At 66.3% G+C, this 16,723-nt stretch carries 18 protein-coding genes and 1 pseudogene; 8 read left to right on the forward strand and 11 right to left on the reverse strand.

All coding sequences use genetic code 11. The features are described 5' to 3' along the window. The first annotated feature begins 93 nt into the window (after nt 1-93). Entirely contained in the window at nt 94-651 is a 558-nt protein-coding gene (locus tag T8K17_RS05130; protein WP_322333430.1) for a recombinase family protein, read from the forward strand. 9 nt (nt 652-660) lie between these two features. Here the strand turns inward: T8K17_RS05130 and T8K17_RS05135 are convergent, their stop codons facing one another. Together T8K17_RS05135 and T8K17_RS05140 are read right to left on the reverse strand one after the other, a co-directional pair. After that, nucleotides 661-1,845 (reverse strand): hypothetical protein, encoded by a 1,185-nt coding sequence (locus T8K17_RS05135; RefSeq protein WP_322333431.1) that lies wholly within the window; start codon nt 1,843-1,845, stop codon nt 661-663. 135 nt (nt 1,846-1,980) lie between these two features. Next, nucleotides 1,981-3,660, reverse strand: coding sequence for a recombinase family protein (locus tag T8K17_RS05140; RefSeq protein WP_322333432.1), 1,680 nt, complete (start codon nt 3,658-3,660; stop codon nt 1,981-1,983). 44 nt (nt 3,661-3,704) lie between these two features. On the opposite strand from T8K17_RS05140, the pseudogene T8K17_RS05145 reads away from it, so the two are divergent. From T8K17_RS05145 to T8K17_RS05165, 5 genes and pseudogenes are all read left to right on the forward strand, one after another. Further along, nucleotides 3,705-4,592 (forward strand): annotated as a pseudogene (locus tag T8K17_RS05145) (YifB family Mg chelatase-like AAA ATPase); the annotation flags it as partial. 102 nt (nt 4,593-4,694) lie between these two features. Next, nucleotides 4,695-5,243, forward strand: a complete 549-nt coding sequence (locus tag T8K17_RS05150) for a sigma-70 family RNA polymerase sigma factor (protein ID WP_322333433.1) — start codon at nt 4,695-4,697, stop codon at nt 5,241-5,243. Continuing rightward, nucleotides 5,240-5,953: an anti-sigma factor domain-containing protein gene (locus tag T8K17_RS05155; protein WP_322333434.1), complete on the forward strand. Its 714-nt coding sequence runs from the start codon at nt 5,240-5,242 to the stop codon at nt 5,951-5,953. The genes T8K17_RS05150 and T8K17_RS05155 overlap by 4 nt, the downstream gene beginning before the upstream one ends. Before the next feature lie 133 nt (nt 5,954-6,086). Then, on the forward strand, nt 6,087-6,515 hold the full coding sequence (locus T8K17_RS05160; protein WP_322333435.1) for a hypothetical protein: 429 nt from the start codon (nt 6,087-6,089) through the stop codon (nt 6,513-6,515). Nucleotides 6,516-6,609: 94 nt separating this feature from the next. Next, nucleotides 6,610-7,383, forward strand: a complete 774-nt coding sequence (locus tag T8K17_RS05165; RefSeq protein ID WP_322333436.1) for a DNA/RNA non-specific endonuclease — start codon at nt 6,610-6,612, stop codon at nt 7,381-7,383. A 14-nt stretch (nt 7,384-7,397) separates the two neighbouring features. Here the strand turns inward: T8K17_RS05165 and gshB are convergent, their stop codons facing one another. The 4 genes from gshB to T8K17_RS05185 form a co-directional block, all read right to left on the reverse strand. After that, the gene (gene gshB / locus T8K17_RS05170; RefSeq protein ID WP_322333437.1) at nt 7,398-8,336 is read right to left on the reverse strand and encodes a glutathione synthase; all 939 of its coding nucleotides are present in this window, start codon (nt 8,334-8,336) and stop codon (nt 7,398-7,400) included. Between the two features lie 69 nt (nt 8,337-8,405). Then, nucleotides 8,406-9,230 (reverse strand): transglutaminase-like domain-containing protein, encoded by an 825-nt coding sequence (locus tag T8K17_RS05175; protein WP_322333438.1) that lies wholly within the window; start codon nt 9,228-9,230, stop codon nt 8,406-8,408. Between the two features lie 20 nt (nt 9,231-9,250). Continuing rightward, nucleotides 9,251-9,907, reverse strand: a complete 657-nt coding sequence (locus tag T8K17_RS05180) for a BON domain-containing protein (RefSeq protein ID WP_322333439.1) — start codon at nt 9,905-9,907, stop codon at nt 9,251-9,253. A gap of 54 nt (nt 9,908-9,961) precedes the next feature. Then, nucleotides 9,962-10,351: a YraN family protein gene (locus T8K17_RS05185; protein ID WP_322334926.1), complete on the reverse strand. Its 390-nt coding sequence runs from the start codon at nt 10,349-10,351 to the stop codon at nt 9,962-9,964. Between the two features lie 254 nt (nt 10,352-10,605). Between T8K17_RS05185 and T8K17_RS05190 the strand changes: the two genes are divergently transcribed. Continuing rightward, on the forward strand, nt 10,606-11,772 hold the full coding sequence (locus T8K17_RS05190; protein ID WP_322333440.1) for a penicillin-binding protein activator: 1,167 nt from the start codon (nt 10,606-10,608) through the stop codon (nt 11,770-11,772). Between the two features lie 55 nt (nt 11,773-11,827). Here the strand turns inward: T8K17_RS05190 and hemW are convergent, their stop codons facing one another. The 3 genes from hemW to rph are packed head-to-tail and all read right to left on the reverse strand — an operon-like array spanning nt 11,828 to nt 14,394. Next, the gene (gene hemW, locus T8K17_RS05195) at nt 11,828-13,027 is read right to left on the reverse strand and encodes a radical SAM family heme chaperone HemW (protein ID WP_322333441.1); all 1,200 of its coding nucleotides are present in this window, start codon (nt 13,025-13,027) and stop codon (nt 11,828-11,830) included. Beyond that, nucleotides 13,005-13,628, reverse strand: a complete 624-nt coding sequence (rdgB, locus tag T8K17_RS05200; RefSeq protein ID WP_322333442.1) for an RdgB/HAM1 family non-canonical purine NTP pyrophosphatase — start codon at nt 13,626-13,628, stop codon at nt 13,005-13,007. Before rdgB ends, hemW begins: the two co-directional genes overlap by 23 nt. A gap of 13 nt (nt 13,629-13,641) precedes the next feature. Continuing rightward, nucleotides 13,642-14,394, reverse strand: coding sequence for a ribonuclease PH (gene rph / locus T8K17_RS05205; RefSeq protein WP_322333443.1), 753 nt, complete (start codon nt 14,392-14,394; stop codon nt 13,642-13,644). A gap of 162 nt (nt 14,395-14,556) precedes the next feature. Here rph and hrcA point away from each other — a divergent pair, with 162 nt between their 5' ends. Further along, complete coding sequence (gene hrcA, locus T8K17_RS05210) at nt 14,557-15,636, forward strand: heat-inducible transcriptional repressor HrcA (RefSeq protein ID WP_322333444.1); 1,080 nt, start codon at nt 14,557-14,559, stop codon at nt 15,634-15,636. Between the two features lie 70 nt (nt 15,637-15,706). Here hrcA and T8K17_RS05215 read toward each other — a convergent pair whose 3' ends face one another. Together T8K17_RS05215 and T8K17_RS05220 are read right to left on the reverse strand one after the other, a co-directional pair. Beyond that, entirely contained in the window at nt 15,707-16,159 is a 453-nt protein-coding gene (locus tag T8K17_RS05215; protein ID WP_322333445.1) for a hypothetical protein, read from the reverse strand. 85 nt (nt 16,160-16,244) lie between these two features. Next, nucleotides 16,245-16,697, reverse strand: coding sequence for a hypothetical protein (locus T8K17_RS05220; protein WP_322333446.1), 453 nt, complete (start codon nt 16,695-16,697; stop codon nt 16,245-16,247). Nucleotides 16,698-16,723 lie beyond the last annotated feature (26 nt).

Raw genomic sequence — 16,723 nt, forward strand, 5'->3', positions numbered from 1 at the left:
TGCAGAAGGATTTCCTTTTGCAACAAAACTAGAATCTAGAATTTCTGCAGACTACAATGTTGCATAAGGCTGTTGCACAATGGAGACTGCAAGATGGGAAGAATTTACGGGTACGGACGTGTTTCGACCGACGATCAGGACCTCGGCCTACAAACTGATGCGCTTCTTGCCGCCGGTGTTGCCGATGGGGATATCTTCACTGATCAGGGCATCAGCGGGTCATGTTCCGACCGGCCGGGGCTAGACCGGCTGCTTGCTACCGTCGAACGCGGCGACGTGATTGTGATCTGGCGCCTCGACCGGCTCGGACGATCGGTCGTTCACCTCGCGAACATGGCAGAAGACCTCAGTCAACGCGGTGTTGGTCTGCGGTCACTGTCGGACGGTGTGGATACTTCCACGGCGACGGGCAGGCTTGTCTACTCGATCTTGTCGTCGTTGGCGGAGTTCGAACGTGAGACGATTCGAGAGCGAGTGAAGGCCGGGATGGCCGCCGCCAAGAAGCGAGGTGTCGGCCTCGGTCGGCGCCCGGCGCTGACCTCTCATCAGCGCGAGCACGCGAAGAACCTCAGAGCAGAAGGCCACTCATGCGCTTCGGTCGCCGCTATTCTCGGCGTTGATCGGTCGACTGTTTGGAGGGCTACTCAGTAGGCGGAGGGGTCAGAACGGTACCTGTTCGTCCTCCGATTCCATCGGCGTAGGTTCCGGAGGCGGATCTTCGGGCCGCTGCTGGTCATGAACGTGTTTCGGGATAGCCGTATTATTCCGTAGATCGTACACGGACTCGATTTCTCGCGCTGATACGCCTGTCCGCCCGGAAACGACGATGGCCGGGCGTTTCACGCCATCGCCATAGTCCCACTCCGTGACGAAAAGGGCGCGAAACCCCGCGGACCGGAAAAGCCAGTCAGGGCGGCGCACAGGATTGCCACGGTGCCAACGGGCGCGGATGTCGCCGTTCCGGTCAACGACCTGATCACAAGCGTTAAGCTCATGAAGGAACCTTCGGAACTCGCCAACGGCACGGCACAGCGCCAGCCCCTTGGTCTGCCGATAGATCTCCGCAAGTTCGGCGTGCGTCCAGTCGTCGGAAGCCGTCGCCGCTAGACCGCCCGATAGGTACTGCGGAAGGCCATAGATTGAATGATCTGTTTCTTCGTTGTCGACAGCAGTCCAGATATCCCATCCATTTTCAATAAAGACGCTCTTAAAGTCGTCTAGGTCGTCGGCTGCGGTTCTCGCCACTAGGTGAAAGTGTTGATATGCCGTGCCCGTCGCTTGTGCATCCTTCGCAAAATGCGCGCTAACCATGTCGACGACGACGCTAGATTTCCGCACAGCGAGACGCACAAGGTTGTTCAGGTCACGGCTTGTCGACGAGTGCGCGGCGCGGATCTCACGAAGAGGGATCTGATGCCGAGGCGGAGTAAGACGAACCTGTTCCGTCCGGTTGATCCCGGTCACTCTCGTGAAGGCGCCGTACTGCCGCGCTTGCTCCTTTTTTCGTGCGAGCGACTGAGACGGAAATCCCTGCCACCTGCGCAGCCGACCGCCCTCCCGTACTCGCCGCAGCCCGGAGCCGTCCATCGCCACCACAGTTTCACCGACGAGTGGGTCATCTTCGTAGAAGACCTCGGCCGGGTCGATACCGCCCAAGATTAGCCGGGCAGCGATGATCTCGTCCGCTCGGTGAACGTCATATGCCGGGATATCCCGCTGAGCCATCTGCCATTCGTCGGGCGGCAGAACATCATCCATAGCGGACAGAATGCTTCCGCGCCGACGCCAAGACTGATTGCGGTTGGCGAAGCCAGCAGATACAATACAAATAGGAAGGGCAGTCATCGTTCGTCCCTGCGTTACTGTCGATCCAGAAGGTTGGCGCCTTCTCGATCCCACGATTCCGAAGAACAAGAGTTCAACGAAAAGGCCCGGCGTTGTATCCGGGCCTTTTCTAGTTTGCGCATGCCGTATCGCTGATCACAAGGAATTCGATTTCGCGGCTTCTTGTTGTTCAAGCCATTCGGCATATTCGACGGCCGCAATATCGTCAGCCGACGCTTTCAAAATCCGCCCCTCTCCTTTCAACAGCGAAAACCCGAAAGCCCCATAGTCCACCATTGCCGCACGGGGCCTCTTCCGCCGACGATACAGTGCGAGTACGTCGCTATCTCCAAACTCAAGCCGTTCCAAGACCCGCCTGAGTTCCTGATTGATGCGTGCACGGAGCCGGTACCGGTCCTCGCCCTCAAGCTCTTCCTGCTGCCGCCACATTTCGGCAACCAGATCCACCCTCTCTCGTGCATCGGCCGCCGTTGCCGTTGCCGCCCGCCACTCTTCCTCAGCCGCCTTGAGTTCGGAATCGAGGCGGTCGAGGGTGTCGGTTAGCTCTAAGACTCGGTCGATTGCGAATTGAACTTTCTTCTCTACAAGAACGGCCCATTCTTTCCGGCCGTCCTCAGTGTCGGCGATCTGCGCCCGCAAGCCCTCGACCCGCTGCGCCAACTCAGCCGCTGCGTTGGCGTCGTTCGTCGTGACTACGCGTGACCAGTCGACGCGACGGAGCGCCGTCAAGATGCTGCGCTCTGTCGACGCGTACTTCCAATGCCGCGCGTGCCCACAACCTAGGCCGCGCTGGCGGGAATCGCACGTGAGGTACGGACCACCGGATTTCGCGGAGTTGCCCTTATCGAGGTAGATCATGGTCCCGCCGCACTCGCATTTTGCAAGCCCGCTAAAAAGGTTAGCGAAGTTCTTGCCTCTGCGACCGGCTCCCCGGCCGGGTCTGACATTGCGCTCGCGTGCCGCCGCTCGTGCCCGCCAGAACAGTGCCTCATCAACCACCGCCGGGAAGTAGTCGAGGACCGGTGCGCCTTCCGGGACGCGCTTCCCGCTCCGCTTGCTGTGCGGCTGGTATGTGCCCGTTACCGCGGGGTTATTTAGGATCTTTGTCACGTACGACTGCTGCCAGCCGCGCGACCGGCCAAACGGCTGCACCCCTTCGCGGTTCAATCTGGCAGTGATCGAGTACGCGCCGACACCGTCCGCAGCCTCCTGAAAAATTCGCCTGACGACGGCAGCACGCTCAGGGATGGGCTGGAATTTCCCATCCACGACACGCAACCACGCTGGCGCCCGCGACGTGACAATGCTCCCTTCAGCGGCAAGTTCCTTCTTCTTTCTCCAGACCGATCCCAGCCGGTCCGACTTCATCTGGCTCTCTTCGTGAGCGCGTGCCATCACCCCAATGGAAATGAGAAGCTGCGACCAGTTCTTAACTATAGATTCGCGGCTGTAGCGCTGATGGTCAGCTAAGGTGACGATCTCAATACCAGCGCGGATTAGCCCGGAGAATTGATCGAGCGCGTCGAAGACATTTTGACGACTGAGGCGATCAAGACTTTCGACAATCAGAATACTTCCGCGCGGCACCTTTCCGGCCTCGACAAGATCGAGAAACGCGCCCAATGCACCACGCTCTCTGTGCACGCCTCGATATGCACTCACACCAAGGTCTCGGAGCGAGTCGTCGAGTTCGAGGCCGTGCTTCTCGGCGTATTCGCGGGAAGCATCGAGTTGGCGCCTGAGGCTGTCACCTCGAAGCTGCTCAGGGCGGCTAAAGCGGACGTAGCTATAGGCACGAGGCTGGGGTGAGGTCATCGCCGAATCTCCTTACTCAGAATATAATCATTTCTGTAATTGACTACAACATCCTCATGGTCGGCCCGCCGGGGGCCGGCAAGTCGATGATGGCCGCCCGCCTGCCCGGCCTGCTGCCGCCGCTCACCCCGGCGGAGGCGCTGGAAGTTTCGATGATCCGGTCGGTTGCCGGCATTCTGAAGGAAGGGCGGATCGAGCGCAGCCGCCCATTCCGCGACCCGCACCATTCCAGCTCCGCCCCCGCCCTGGTCGGCGGCGGCATCCGGGCCAAACCGGGGGAAGTGTCGCTTGCCCATCGCGGCGTGCTGTTCCTGGACGAGCTGGCCGAATTTCCGCGCCCGGTGCTGGATGCCCTGCGCCAGCCGATCGAGACCGGCGAGGCGGTGATCGCGCGGGCCAACCATCACGTCACCTATCCGGCCCGCTTCCAGCTCGTCGCGGCGATGAACCCCTGCCGCTGCGGCCATCTGGCCGACCCGGCCCGCGCCTGTTCGCGCGCCCCGCGCTGCGGCGGCGATTATCAGAGCCGGCTTTCCGGTCCCCTTCTAGATCGTTTCGATCTCGTCATAGACGTCCAGGCGGTGTCCGCGGCGGATCTGTCCCTGCCGCCGCCGGCGGAAGGCACCGCCGCCGTCGCCGCCCGGGTGGCCGCGGCCCGCGCCGTGCAGACCGAACGTTACCGCCGGCTCGATCCGAGCGGGGCGGTGCGCACCAACGCCGACGCCAATGGCGAGCTGCTGACCGCCGTGGCCGAGCCCGACGTCCCGGGCCGGGATCTGATGCGGCGGGCGGCGGAAAAGCTGCACCTGTCGGCGCGGGGATATCACCGGGTCCTCAAGGTCGCCCGCACCCTGGCCGATCTCGACCGGTCGGAAACCGTCAGCCGGATCCACGTGGCCGAGGCGCTGGCCTATCGCGGGCGCGGCGGCTGACGGGCCGTTCCACGCGCCACCCCTTGACTTCCTCCCGCGCGCGCCACCTCCCTGTCCGGGTCGGCACGCCCCGATCGGAACACGTGGGAGGCGAAACGGGCGATGCTCGCATCGGGCTCGGACATATCGGAACTGCTGGCCCGGGTGGCCGGCGGCGACCGAAAGGCCTTCGCCCTCCTCTATGATGCGACCGCGCCGAAACTCTATGGCATCGTCCTGCGTATCTTGCGGCGGCGGGACGAGGCCGACGAGGTGGCGCAGGACGTGTATGTGAAAATCTGGCAGCGCGCGGGGGATTTCGATCCGAGCCGGGCGTCCCCCATCACCTGGATGGCGACCATTGCGCGGAACCGGGCCCTGGACGAGGTCCGGCGCGCCCGCCCGGTGACGGTCTCCGACGACATCGCCCTGGAGCGCGCGGCCGATCCGGCGCCCTCGGCCCTGGCCGCCGCCGAGGCCGGCGAAGACCGTGCCCGGCTGGACCGGTGCCTGGATCTGCTGGAGGGGGACCGGGCCCGCCTGGTGCGGCTCGCCTATCTCGACGGCCTGTCCCGGCAGGAACTGGCGGATCGGTTCGGCCAGCCGGTGGGCACCGTGAAGACCTGGCTGCACCGCAGCCTGAAGCAGCTCAAGGACTGCCTGGCACCATGACCGAGGGCGAGGACATCGACCTGTTGGCCGCCGAATACGCGCTCGGCACGCTGGACGCCGCCGAGCGCGCCGCGGTGGCCGCACGCCGCCAGCGCGAGCCGGCTCTGGACGCGGCGATCTCCGCCTGGGAGGCGCGGCTGGCGCCGATGCTCGACGAGGTCACGCCGGTGGCACCGCCGGCCCGGCTGTTCCCGGCGATCGACGCCGCGCTCGATGCGCCGGGGCCGGACGGGAGCGAACTCGACCGGGTGCGTCGGCGGCTCGGGCGCTGGCGGGCCGCCGCCGTCGCTTCCGCGGCGCTCGCCGCCTGCCTGGCGGGAGTGCTGCTGATGCGCGAGACGGTGCTGGCGCCGGCCCCGGAGTCCCAGACGTTCGTGGCGGTCTTCCATGACGGGGACACCCAGCCGCGGTTCCTGCTCTCGGTCGATCTGGAGAGCCGGGAACTCACCATCCGACCGGTCACGGCGGAGCCGGTGGAGAACAGAACCTACCAGCTCTGGATCGTCGGCGAGGGCATCTCGCCGGTGCCGCGCTCGCTCGGCCTTGTCGAGGACGTCTCCGGCGCGACCCGCAAGCGGCTGGAGCAGTACGATCCGGCTCTGCTGCGCCGGGCGACCTTCGGAATCAGCGTCGAGCCCGCCGGTGGCTCGCCCACCGGCAGGCCTACCGGTCCGGCCCTGCACGGGACCCTGATCCCGGCCGGCGACTGAGCGGTCGGAAAAAAAGCGTCCGGATCTGAAACCTATCGCGAAACCCTCCGTATCTGCTCTCGGCTTCAACGGGAGCCGGCGCCGGATCCCCACACCCGGCGCACCCGAGAACAGACGAACGAGGATTCACGACATGACCGCCACTTTCGCGAAACACAGCCTGATCGCCTCCGTCCTCTTCAGCGGCCTCGCCTTCGGCGGCACGGTCCAGGCCATGGACCACGCCGACGTCAAGGTGTCGAACCAGTCGGTGGCCGAAGGCTCGGTGACCGCCATGCAGGTCATGGCGCCGGAGAACGGCTGGCTCGTGGTTCACCGCACGGGCGCCGACCACAAGCCCGGCCCGGTCGTCGGTTACGCGCCCCTGAAGAAGGGCGAGAACGCCCATGTCACCGCTCTGCTGTCGGAGCCGGTGAAATCCGGCGAGATGCTGATGCTCATGGTCCACAGCGAGGCCGGCGGGTCGAAGACCGGCATCTTCGAATACACCCTCGGCGCCAAGGAAGACGGTCCGATCAAGCCGGACGGCAAGCTGGTCATGACGGTGATCACCGCCGAGTGACCCGCAGACACGGCCTGATTGAGTATCATATTACTCGACTCTGAGTATTAAATTACTCATACTCCCTCCCGGTTTCAGCGATCGGGAGGGAGTCATGCATCGGATCGCCGTTTGGCTGACGGTCCTCTGCGCGACACTGCCGCTCTGCCTTCCGGCCGCCGGGCAGATGCTGGTCACCGAGGCCTGCATGGGCGCCTGCCCGCAGGGGTCCGGAACCCTGGCGAACCAAGTGATCGTCCGGCCGGCCTATACCCTGTCCAACAACCCGGTCACCAAATTCGCCGACTGGATTGCCTATACGGTCGACGCCCGCAATTTCGGTCCCAGCCGCACCCGGACATGGAAAGCCGATCCGGATCTGCCGGAGAGTGCGACCCTGGAGCCCGAGGATTACCGGGATGCGGCAGCCATCCTGAAGACGGACCGCGGCCATCAGGCACCGCTCGCTTCCTTTGCCGGAATGGAGAGCTGGGCGACCACCAACTACCTGTCGAACATCACCCCGCAGGCGAGCGCGCTGAACCAGGGGCCGTGGGTCCGGCTGGAGACGGCGGTGCGGGCGCTGGCCACCGGTATGGGCGGAACGGTCCATGTGGTGACCGGGCCGCTCTACGAGCGCCCGATGCCGTCGTTGCCCGGGGCCGACGAGCCGCATGTGGTCCCATCGGGCTACTTCAAGATCGTGGCGATCGGCCGGGGGCGGTCGGTCGTGGCCTTCACGATGGACCAGGATCTGGACCGGGCGGCGGATTTCTGCGCCACCCGGGTGCCGATATACGAGTTGGAAGTCCGCGTCCGCCTGCACTTCTTCGCCGGCCGCGAGGCCATCGGCGACCCGGCCGAGGCCTTTGCCGCGCTGGGGTGCTGACGTCGGAGCGAAGCCTAGAGCTTCTCCTCGATCGCGTCCCACAGCATCGCGGGCACGTCGATGCCGTCGAAGCGGCTGAGCTCCTGGATGCCGGTGGGGGAGGTCACGTTGATTTCGGTCAGGTAACGACCGATCACGTCGATGCCGACGAAGATCTGGCCGCGCTTCTTCAGTTCCGGGCCGATGATCTCGCAGATCTCGTGGTCGCGCTTGGTCATCTCGCATTTCACCGCGCGGCCGCCGACATGCATGTTGGAGCGCGCCTCGCCGTCGGCCGGGATGCGGTTGATGGCGCCGACACCCTTGCCGTCGACCAGGATCACCCGCTTGTCGCCCTGGCGGACCTCCGGCAGGTAGGTCTGCACGATGATCGGCTCGCGGAACATCTGGGTGAAGATCTCCAGCAGCGAGTTCAGGTTCTCGTCGTCCGGCTTGATGTGGAACACGCCGGCGCCGCCGTTGCCGAACAGCGGTTTGACGATGATGTCCTTGTGCTCCGCCCGGAACGCCTTGATCTCCTCGGGGTCGTGGGTGATCAGGGTCGGCGGCATCACGTCTTCGAAATGGGTGACGAAGAGCTTCTCCGGGGCGTTGCGCACATGGGCCGGGTCGTTCACCACCAGGGTCTTGGGGTGGATGTGCTCGAGCACATGGGTGGCGGTGATGTAGGACATGTCGAAAGGCGGGTCCTGGCGCATGAGCACCACGTCAACATCGGCCAGATTCATCACGCCGCGCTCGCCCAGGGTGAAGTGGTCGCCCTTCACCCGGCGCACGTCCAACTCGGCCACCCGGGCGGTGACCTTGCGATCGCGGAAGCTCAGGTGCTTGGGGAGATAATGGTAGAGCTTGTGCCCGCGCTTCTTGGCTTCCAGCGCCAAGGCGAAGGTGCTGTCGCCGTCGATGCTGACCGTTTCCATCGGGTCCATCTGGATCGCGACCTCAAGGCCCATGGTTCTCTCCCCGTCTCGCTCTCGGTGGGTGCGTTCAATGCGTCGGGCGACAATCGTCCGGCGCGACGGTCAGTTCAAGCGGGTTTGTATGGAGGCGAGGAACCGCTCCATCTCCGTGCGGTCTTCAATCGCGCCATAGCCGGCGTCGAGGTAGCTGCGCACCGACTTGGTCGCGCCGACGATCGCCCCGCCCTCCGCCAGGATCGAGGCCTCCTCCATCACCAGCGGCGCCATGTCCGGCGCCAGCCGGCGCATGCGGGCCAGGACCGCCAGGCCTCCGGCGATGTCGTTGCTCTGGAGCCGGCGCAGCTTTATGTTGTTCTGCAACCGTAACAGAACCAGCCGGTCGGCCACGTCCTGATGGTGCTCGGCGGCCAGATCGTCGCCCGCCCCCATATGCCGCAGCAGGGTCCGCATGGAGCCGGCATCCATCGACCGCCCGCCATGGAACGGATCGAGGATGCGCCGGCCCGCGGGGCCGTCGACCCGGATCAGGAAATGGGCGGGAAAGCTCAGTCCCGCCGCATCCCAGCCGGCGGCGCGGGCAGCGTGGCAGTACAGGATGCCCAGGGCCACCGGCAGGCCGCGCCGGCGATCGATGACCGCGGCCAAGTCGGCGTTGACCATGTCGTCGTAGCTGTCGGTGTCGCCGGCATAGCCGAGATCTTCCGCCATGAGCGCCGGCAGCACCTCGCTGGGATCGCTCCGGGCCTTTCCGGCCGCCTGCTCGGCGATCTCCTGAAGATGGGCGAGCTGGGGGCCGACATCGGCCTCCGGCCGGGCCAGGACCGACAGAGCCAGCGCCAGCCGCGCCAGGTCGAGCCGCGCGGTGGGATCCGCCGCGCAGACCCTCCCGGCCTCGTCCAGGAGCGACCCCGCCGCCTCTTCGCTCATGCCGGCCTGCGGGCCAGGGGTCACGGGCGCACCGTCACGTAGTCCACGACGCCACGGACATAGGGGATGTTGCGGGCATGGCCGATCGCCCGGGCGAGCTCCTTCTGCGAGCGCGCGATGCCCATGATGTAGACGGTCTGGTTGACCACCTCGATCGAGTAATTGATGGAGGCGACCTTGTCGTCGGCGAGCAGCTTGACCCGCAGCTCGGTGCCGATCCGGGTATCGCGGCCGAAATCGGTCAGCGAGGATTGGTCGGTGACCTGCAGCTCGTTGATCACCTCCACCACGCCGTCGGCGCTCCAGGCCAGCCGGGTGGCGGTCACCCGGTCGTCGGGATTGGTCACGGTGCCGGTCAGCAGGACCCGGCCCTGGTCGACCGTGAAGGAGACGTCGGCGAACAGGTCGTAATTGGTCTCGAAGAACTTGGCATTGAGCTGGAGCCGGATGCGGCTGTCGTCGACAGAGCGGGTGAACCCCTTCTCCGTCTGGGCGGCGGTGGCGCCCGCGGCTCCGGCACCGACCGCCATGCCGACCGGCGTGCACCCGGCCAGCGGCACCGCCAGCGCGGCCAGCACGGCCAGGGCGAGCGTCATGCGCCTGGGGCGTGCGCCGGGCGTGCGCTGCGGCAGGGCTCGCGACGGATCGGTGGGACGGGACGGGAACTGCTGCGGCATCGGTCGGTACTCCAGTGACGTCGGCTTCATATGTAGGGGGTTCGCGCCCATCCGTCATCGGTTGTAAGGCCGGTGGTCGCGGTGCAGGTCCTCCAGATGGAGCGGCAGGCGCCAGGGACGCATGGCGATCAGGTCGAGACGGCGGCCGAGACCGGCGAGGTCGGGATCCCGCGCCGCCACCAGATCGAGCGCCCGGGCGATGCGCAGGCGCTGGCGCAGGGAGACCGCATCGACGGCGGCGTCCAGGCTCGGGCGGGCCTTGACCTCCACGGCCACCAGCACGTCGCCGCGGCGGGCGACCAGGTCGATCTCTCCGGCCGGGGTGCGCGCGCGCCGGGCGAGGATCCGGTAGCCCTTCAGGCGCAGCCAGAGGGAGGCCCAGGTCTCCGCCGCCAGCCCCCAATTCTGCGCGCGGCGGCGCCGCCGGAGCCGGTCTGCCGCGATGCTGTCATCTTCCTGTGCTTGTTTGACGGAACTGGCGGTCCCCTCGTTACGTTTACTTGGGGGCGTGTGTCGATTAGCGTCTGCCACGATCTGACGGTCCTTGGGCCGACGGGCCAGACAACGGGAACCTGCGGGTTTCGACCAGAGCGAAGGAAAGCTGCATGATGAGGTTCCGGACACGGCAGATCGGTCTCTGCGCGACGCTGGCCGTCATGGTTGCAGTTCTGGCGGCATGTTCAAGCGCAAAGCAGCCGATGGCACCGAGCGAGCGGGTGGAAACCGCCCCGCCGCCGAAGACCGCGGAGGTGAAGCCGCCGTCCAGCCTGGATCTGAAGCCGACCGAGCCCGTGCCGGGCACCGTGGGCATCCCCGATCAGGCCGGCCCGCCGAAGGTCGCGCTCCTGCTGCCGCTGAGCGGCCGCGCGGCGGCGGTGGGCAAGGCGCTGCGCAACGCGGCCGAGCTGGCCCTGTTCGACGTGGCCTCCGACGACTTCGTCCTCGCCTTCTACGACACCGCCTCGAGCCCGCAGACGGCGGCCGCCGTCGCCCGCACCGCCATCAACGAAGGCGCCGACATGATCATCGGCCCGCTGTTCTCCGACTCCGCCCGGGCGGTCGGCCCGGTGGCGGTGGCGGCGAACGTGCCGGTCCTGTCCTTCTCGAACGATCGGTCGGCCGCCGGGAACGGGGTCTGGGTGCTCGGCATGCTGCCGGGCGAGCAGGTGGAGCGCGTGGTCCGCTACGCCGCCACCAACGGCTACAGCCGCATCGGCGTGCTGGCCCCGTCCAACGCCTATGGCTTCGAGGCCATGCAGGCGGCCCGCGACACCGCCGCCATGACCGGCGCCACCATCAGCCGCATGCGCTCCTATACGCCGGGCTCCTCCACCTCCCTGTCGGACACGGTGAAGAGCTTTGCCGCCTCCAACAGCGGTTCCTCCGGCTACGACGCGGTGCTCGTTCCCGAGGGCGGGCAGGCAATTCTGAATCTCGCGCCGCTGATGGCCTATTACGATATCGATCCGAACACGGTGAAGTATCTCGGCACGGCGCTGTGGGCCGACCCGTCCCTGGGCCGGGAACCGACCTTGGTCGGCGGCTGGTTCGCCGCCCCCGATCCGGCGGGTCGCAAGCCGTTCATCGACCGCTACCGCTCGGTCCACGGCAGCGCGCCCCATGGGCTCGCCTCGCTCGCCTACGACGCGGTGGGCCTCGCGGCGGTGCTGGCGCGGCAGCCGGAGCAGGAGAAGTTCGCGATCGAGAGCCTGACCCAGCCTTCCGGGTTCAACGGCGCCGACGGGCTGTTCCGCCTGCTGGCGGACGGCACCAATCAGCGCGGCCTGGCGATCCTGCGGCTGACCGCCAGCGGATTCGAGCGGGTGGATCCGGCCCCGACCAGCTTCTCGGGCGCGATCAACTAGGGCGAATCACGGTCGGATGGGAACATCCGCTCGTGTTTATTCTATCGTCAATAGGTTAGAGGGCGTGCTGCAGCAGCCGTGAGGTGACCGCGTCCAGACGGGCGCGGCCCTCGGCGGTGGCGCGGATGCCGCCACCGTCGATCTCCAGGAAGCCGGCATCGGCCAGGGTATCCAGCGCCTGCCGCTCGAACAGGGATGTCGGCGCGGCGCCGAAGAGATGGCGGAACCGGTCCGCCGTCAGGCCCTCGTCGATCCGCAACCCCATGAGCACCGCCTCCATCACCGCCTCGTCGCGCGGGATGGGTATGTCGTCCACCAGGGCGTGACCGTCGCGGGCGACCCGCTCCAGCCAGATCTTCGGCGCCCGATGGATCCGTGTTCCGGTCTTCGGCGCGCCGGGGGCGCCGGTCGACAGCCGGCCATGGGCGCCGGGCCCGATGCCCAGATAATCCTGATAACGCCAGTAGACCAGGTTGTGGCGGCATTCATGGCCGGGGCGGGCGTGGTTCGACACCTCATAGGCCGGCAGCCCGGCGGCCCCCAGGATTTCCTGGGTCGCGTCGTACAGGTCGGCGGCGCCGTCGTCGTCGGGCAGCGCGAACTCGCCGCGGGCGTGGCGGGCATAGAACGGCGTCGTCGGCTCGATGGTGAGCTGGTACAGCGACAGATGCGCCGGCTCCAGCGCGATCGCCCGGGCCAGCTCCGCTTCCCAGGCCGCGAGGTCCTGCTCAGGGCGGGCATAGATCAGGTCGAACGATACGTTGTCGAAATGGGAACGCACGGAGTCCAGGGCCCCCAGCGCCTCGGCCGCCGTGTGCTCGCGGCCGAGGAAGCGCAGCGAGGCGTCGTCCAGCGCCTGCACCCCGAGCGAGACGCGGGTGATCCCGGCCTGCCGGAACGCCGCCATCTTCGCCGCCTCCACCGACGTGGGGTTGGCCTCCAGGGTGATCTCGACGTCGTTGTTGAACCTGAACAGGCCCCGTGCCGCCTCGATCACCGCGGCCGCCGTCTCCGGCTCCATCAGGGACGGCGTGCCGCCGCCGAAGAAGATGCTGGTCAGCCGCCGGGTGCCGTCCGGCCCGCCGCCGACCCGGGGCGCCAGGGTTTCCAGCTCGCGCACGAGCAGGTCGCGCCAGAGGGCGTGGTCGACGCGGTCCGAGACATGGCTGTTGAAGTCGCAATACGGGCATTTCGCCCGGCAGAACGGCCAGTGGACGTAGAGTCCGAGGGGGTCAGTCGTCAGCGGATCCGCCATCGAAGCACCGCGCCACGAGCTGGGCGAAGGCATCGGCCCGGTGGCTCACCGAGTGTTTCCAGTCGGCGTCGCCCTCGCCGAAGGTCTTGGTGTCGCCCTCGGGCACGAACATCGGGTCGTAGCCGAAGCCCTTGCCGCCGCGCGGCGGCCAGACGGCGGTGCCGTGAACATAGCCCTCCACGCTTTCGCAATGGCCGTCCGGCCAGGCGAGTGTCAGCGCGCAGGTAAACCAGGCTCTCGTGTCGTCGGAGCCGCTCTCCACCATCTTGTCGTGGACCAGCGCCATGGCGACCGAGAAATCCTTGGACGGCCCGGCCCAGCGGGCGGAGTAGATCCCCGGATCGCCTCCCAAGGCGGCCACGCAGAACCCGGAATCGTCGGCCAGCGCCGGCTTGCCCGAGGCGGTTGCCGCCGCCAGCGCCTTCAGTTCCGCATTCGCAATGAACGTGGTGCCGGTTTCCTCCGGCTCCGGAAGGCCGAGCTCTCCGGCGGAGACCACGGTCATGCCATAAGGTTCCAGCAGCTCGCCGATCTCGCGGACCTTTCCCGGATTGTGGGTGGCCAGGACCAGGGTCTCGCCGGCGAGCTTGCGGGGCGCCATGGGATCGGCCTCCTCAGCCCACCGCGGCGAGCTGCAGCGAGGCGAGCTCGTCGGTGCCCTTGCGGGCCAGCCGGAGCAGCTCCATGAAGGCCTCTTCCTGGAACGGATCGCCCTCGGCGGTCGCTTGCACTTCCACCAGCCCGCCGCCGGCGGTCAGCACGAAATTGGCGTCGGCGTCGCAGTCGCTGTCCTCGGCGTAATCCAGGTCGAGCACCGGCACGCCCTTGTAGATCCCGCAGGAGATCGCCGTCACCCGGTCGACGAGCGGATCGCTCTTCACCGCGCCGAAGCGCTTCAGGGTGGCGATCGCCTGGTGCAGGGCGACCCAGGAGCCGGTGATCGCCGCGGTGCGCGTGCCGCCATCGGCCTGCAGCACGTCGCAGTCGATGCGGATCTGGCGCTCGCCGAGGGCGGCGAGGTCGGTGACCGCCCGCAGGGAGCGGCCGATCAGGCGCTGGATCTCCTGGGTGCGGCCCGACTGCTTGCCGCGGGCGGCCTCGCGGTCGGTGCGGGTATGGGTGGAGCGGGGCAGCATGCCGTATTCGGCGGTGACCCAGCCCTTGCCGCCGCCCTTGAGCCAGGACGGGACCCGCTCTTCCACGGTGGCGGTGCAGAGCACATGGGTGTCGCCGAAGCGGGCGAGGCAGGATCCCTCGGCGTGCTTGGCGAAGCCGGGTTCCAGAACCACCTTGCGCAGTTCGTCGACGGCGCGGCCGGAAGGCCGGGAGCCGGTCTTGGTCTGGCCGGAGGTCGGAGCGGATGCCATAGGGGGCGCCTTTCGTTGCGGACGGCCAGTGCGGAGGGCCAGGGTCGAAATCTGGGCGGAAGCTAGCGATCCGAGCCTTCGACGTCCAGTGCCGCGGACCGGTGGCGAGGCGGATTGACCGGGTGCATGGCGCTTCCTAGATTTTGGTCTACCATGGCCGGTATGCAGAGAGATTCCTTCGACGGCACGATGATGCCGTCCACCACCCTCGCGCAGCTGAACGAGCGGTCGCGCCGCATCTTCATGCATGTGGTGGATGCCTATGTTGAGACCGGCGAGCCGGTGGGCTCGCGCACCCTGTCCCGCAAGCAGGGCCTGGTGCTGTCGCCTGCCACGATCCGCAATGTGATGGCCGATCTGGAGGAGGCGGGGCTGCTGTTCTCGCCCCATACCTCGGCCGGCCGGCTGCCGACCGATGCCGGTCTGCGCATGTTCGTCGACGGGCTGCTGGAGGTCGGCGGCGATCTCGGCCCGGAGGAGCGGGAGAGCATCGACGGCCAGTGCGCCGCCGCCGGCCGCAGCATGTCGGAGATGCTGGAAGAGGTGTCGTCCACCCTCGCCGGGCTGACCCGCTGCGCCGGGCTGGTGGTCTCGCCCAAGAACGAGGGCTCGCTGCGCCATATCGAGTTCGTGCCCCTGGGCAACCAGCGCGCCCTGGTGGTGCTGGTCAGCGAGACCGGCCTGGTGGAGAACCGGGTGGTGGAACTGCCCGCCGGCCTGCCGCCCTCGGCCCTGGTGGAGGCATCCAACTATCTCAACACGCGCCTCAGCGGCCGGACGCTGAGCGAGGCGATGGCCCGGATCGAGGAGGAGATCGTCCAGCGCAAGGCCGAGCTGGACGACCTGACCTCCCGGGTGGTGCAGGCGGGTCTGGCGACCTGGGGCGGCGGACCCGGCGCTTCCACCCTGATCCTGCGCGGCCAGTCGGCGCTGCTGCACGACGTGACTGCGCTGGAGGACCTGGAGCGCATCCGCGGGCTGTTCGAGCAGCTCGAGGAGAAGGAGAGCACCCTGCGCCTGCTGGAGACCACCGGGGCGGCCGATGGCGTACAGATCTTCATCGGTGCGGAGAACCAGCTGTTCCGCAACACCGGCTGCTCGATGATCATCGCGCCGTATCACGACCAGAAACGCTCGGTCGTGGGGGCGATCGGCGTGATCGGTCCGACCCGGATGAACTACGCCCGGATCATTCCGATGGTGGACTACACCGCGAAGCTGATCGGCCGGCTGCTGGGATAGGCACCTGCGCTTGGGTCAGGCCGACGCCGCCATGGCTTCAACCGCCATCTCTCGCGCCTGGGGCGGTCGGTCAACTGCAGCTACATGATGTCGTGCCTGTGGTATAGCGCCAGGAGCTGGCTATCGCGCCATTTTCTTTGTATTTCAAGTTTAGACAGAAATAACGCTTGCTTGGAGTTGTAATATAATTCGCAGACACCCAATCAAAATCCACAATAAAACTATTTGTAGGGAGATTTGATTGTGATTGTGGAGAAATCTGTTCGGTGTATTCAACTTCTATTCTGCATTCTGGTGTTGCGCATCGCAGATAAGCGATGCTCCCTTGCCGAATGGTGGAACTGCCGGCGGGCACAAATCGAACCGTGTCTGTTGAATTGAAGCTCTTAACCTTCAAGGGGACGTCGCGATTGGCACAGTTGCGAACGGCAAACTCACCAGCCTCGCCCAATTTCGGCATGACCAGGACAATGAGCGCGGGCAGCAGTTTGATGGCTTTCAAGAAAGCCGGTGACTCCGTCATGACCTGTTCCTCCCCATGGCGAACCGGAATTCATTAGTCCAAAAAAATGCTACGGATCTCCGGCGCAGATCATTCCGATCCTGCTCTAGCAACCGCATTGGCTGCCGACCATGCTGTTGTACGTGTTCATCAGGACGCCATCGCGGTCGTATCTACGTTCGATACAGTATGCCGATCGCGGAGTGGCCCGGTTGGAAATATCCGTTGTGAACGTCTGGGTCGACGTCCCGCTGGAGGTCATGCTGAACACTCCCGCTGCGCCGCCATTTGTGTTTGAGTCGGACGAGGAGCCGTTTCGCGGAACCGTGATGCTGAAGGTGCAATCCGGCGATGCGCAGCTCAAATACGCGGTCTCGCCGCGCGGAACGATCGCCGTCTGCACCGGGGAAATCCTCACCAGATCCGTGCTGTTGTAGACCTTGATGTCGAATTTTCCGACGATGTGCTTGGTGCAGTTGGTGACGGTGAAATTTCCTGCATGGGCAGGGCTGGATGCGACGAGAGCCGCCAGGGCGAGGACCCGTATGATCGGCTTCAAAATGGCCTCCTGAAGACTGGGTTTCC

The organism is Thalassobaculum sp. OXR-137 (assembly GCF_034377285.1).
Taxonomy (GTDB): Bacteria; Pseudomonadota; Alphaproteobacteria; order Thalassobaculales; family Thalassobaculaceae; genus Thalassobaculum.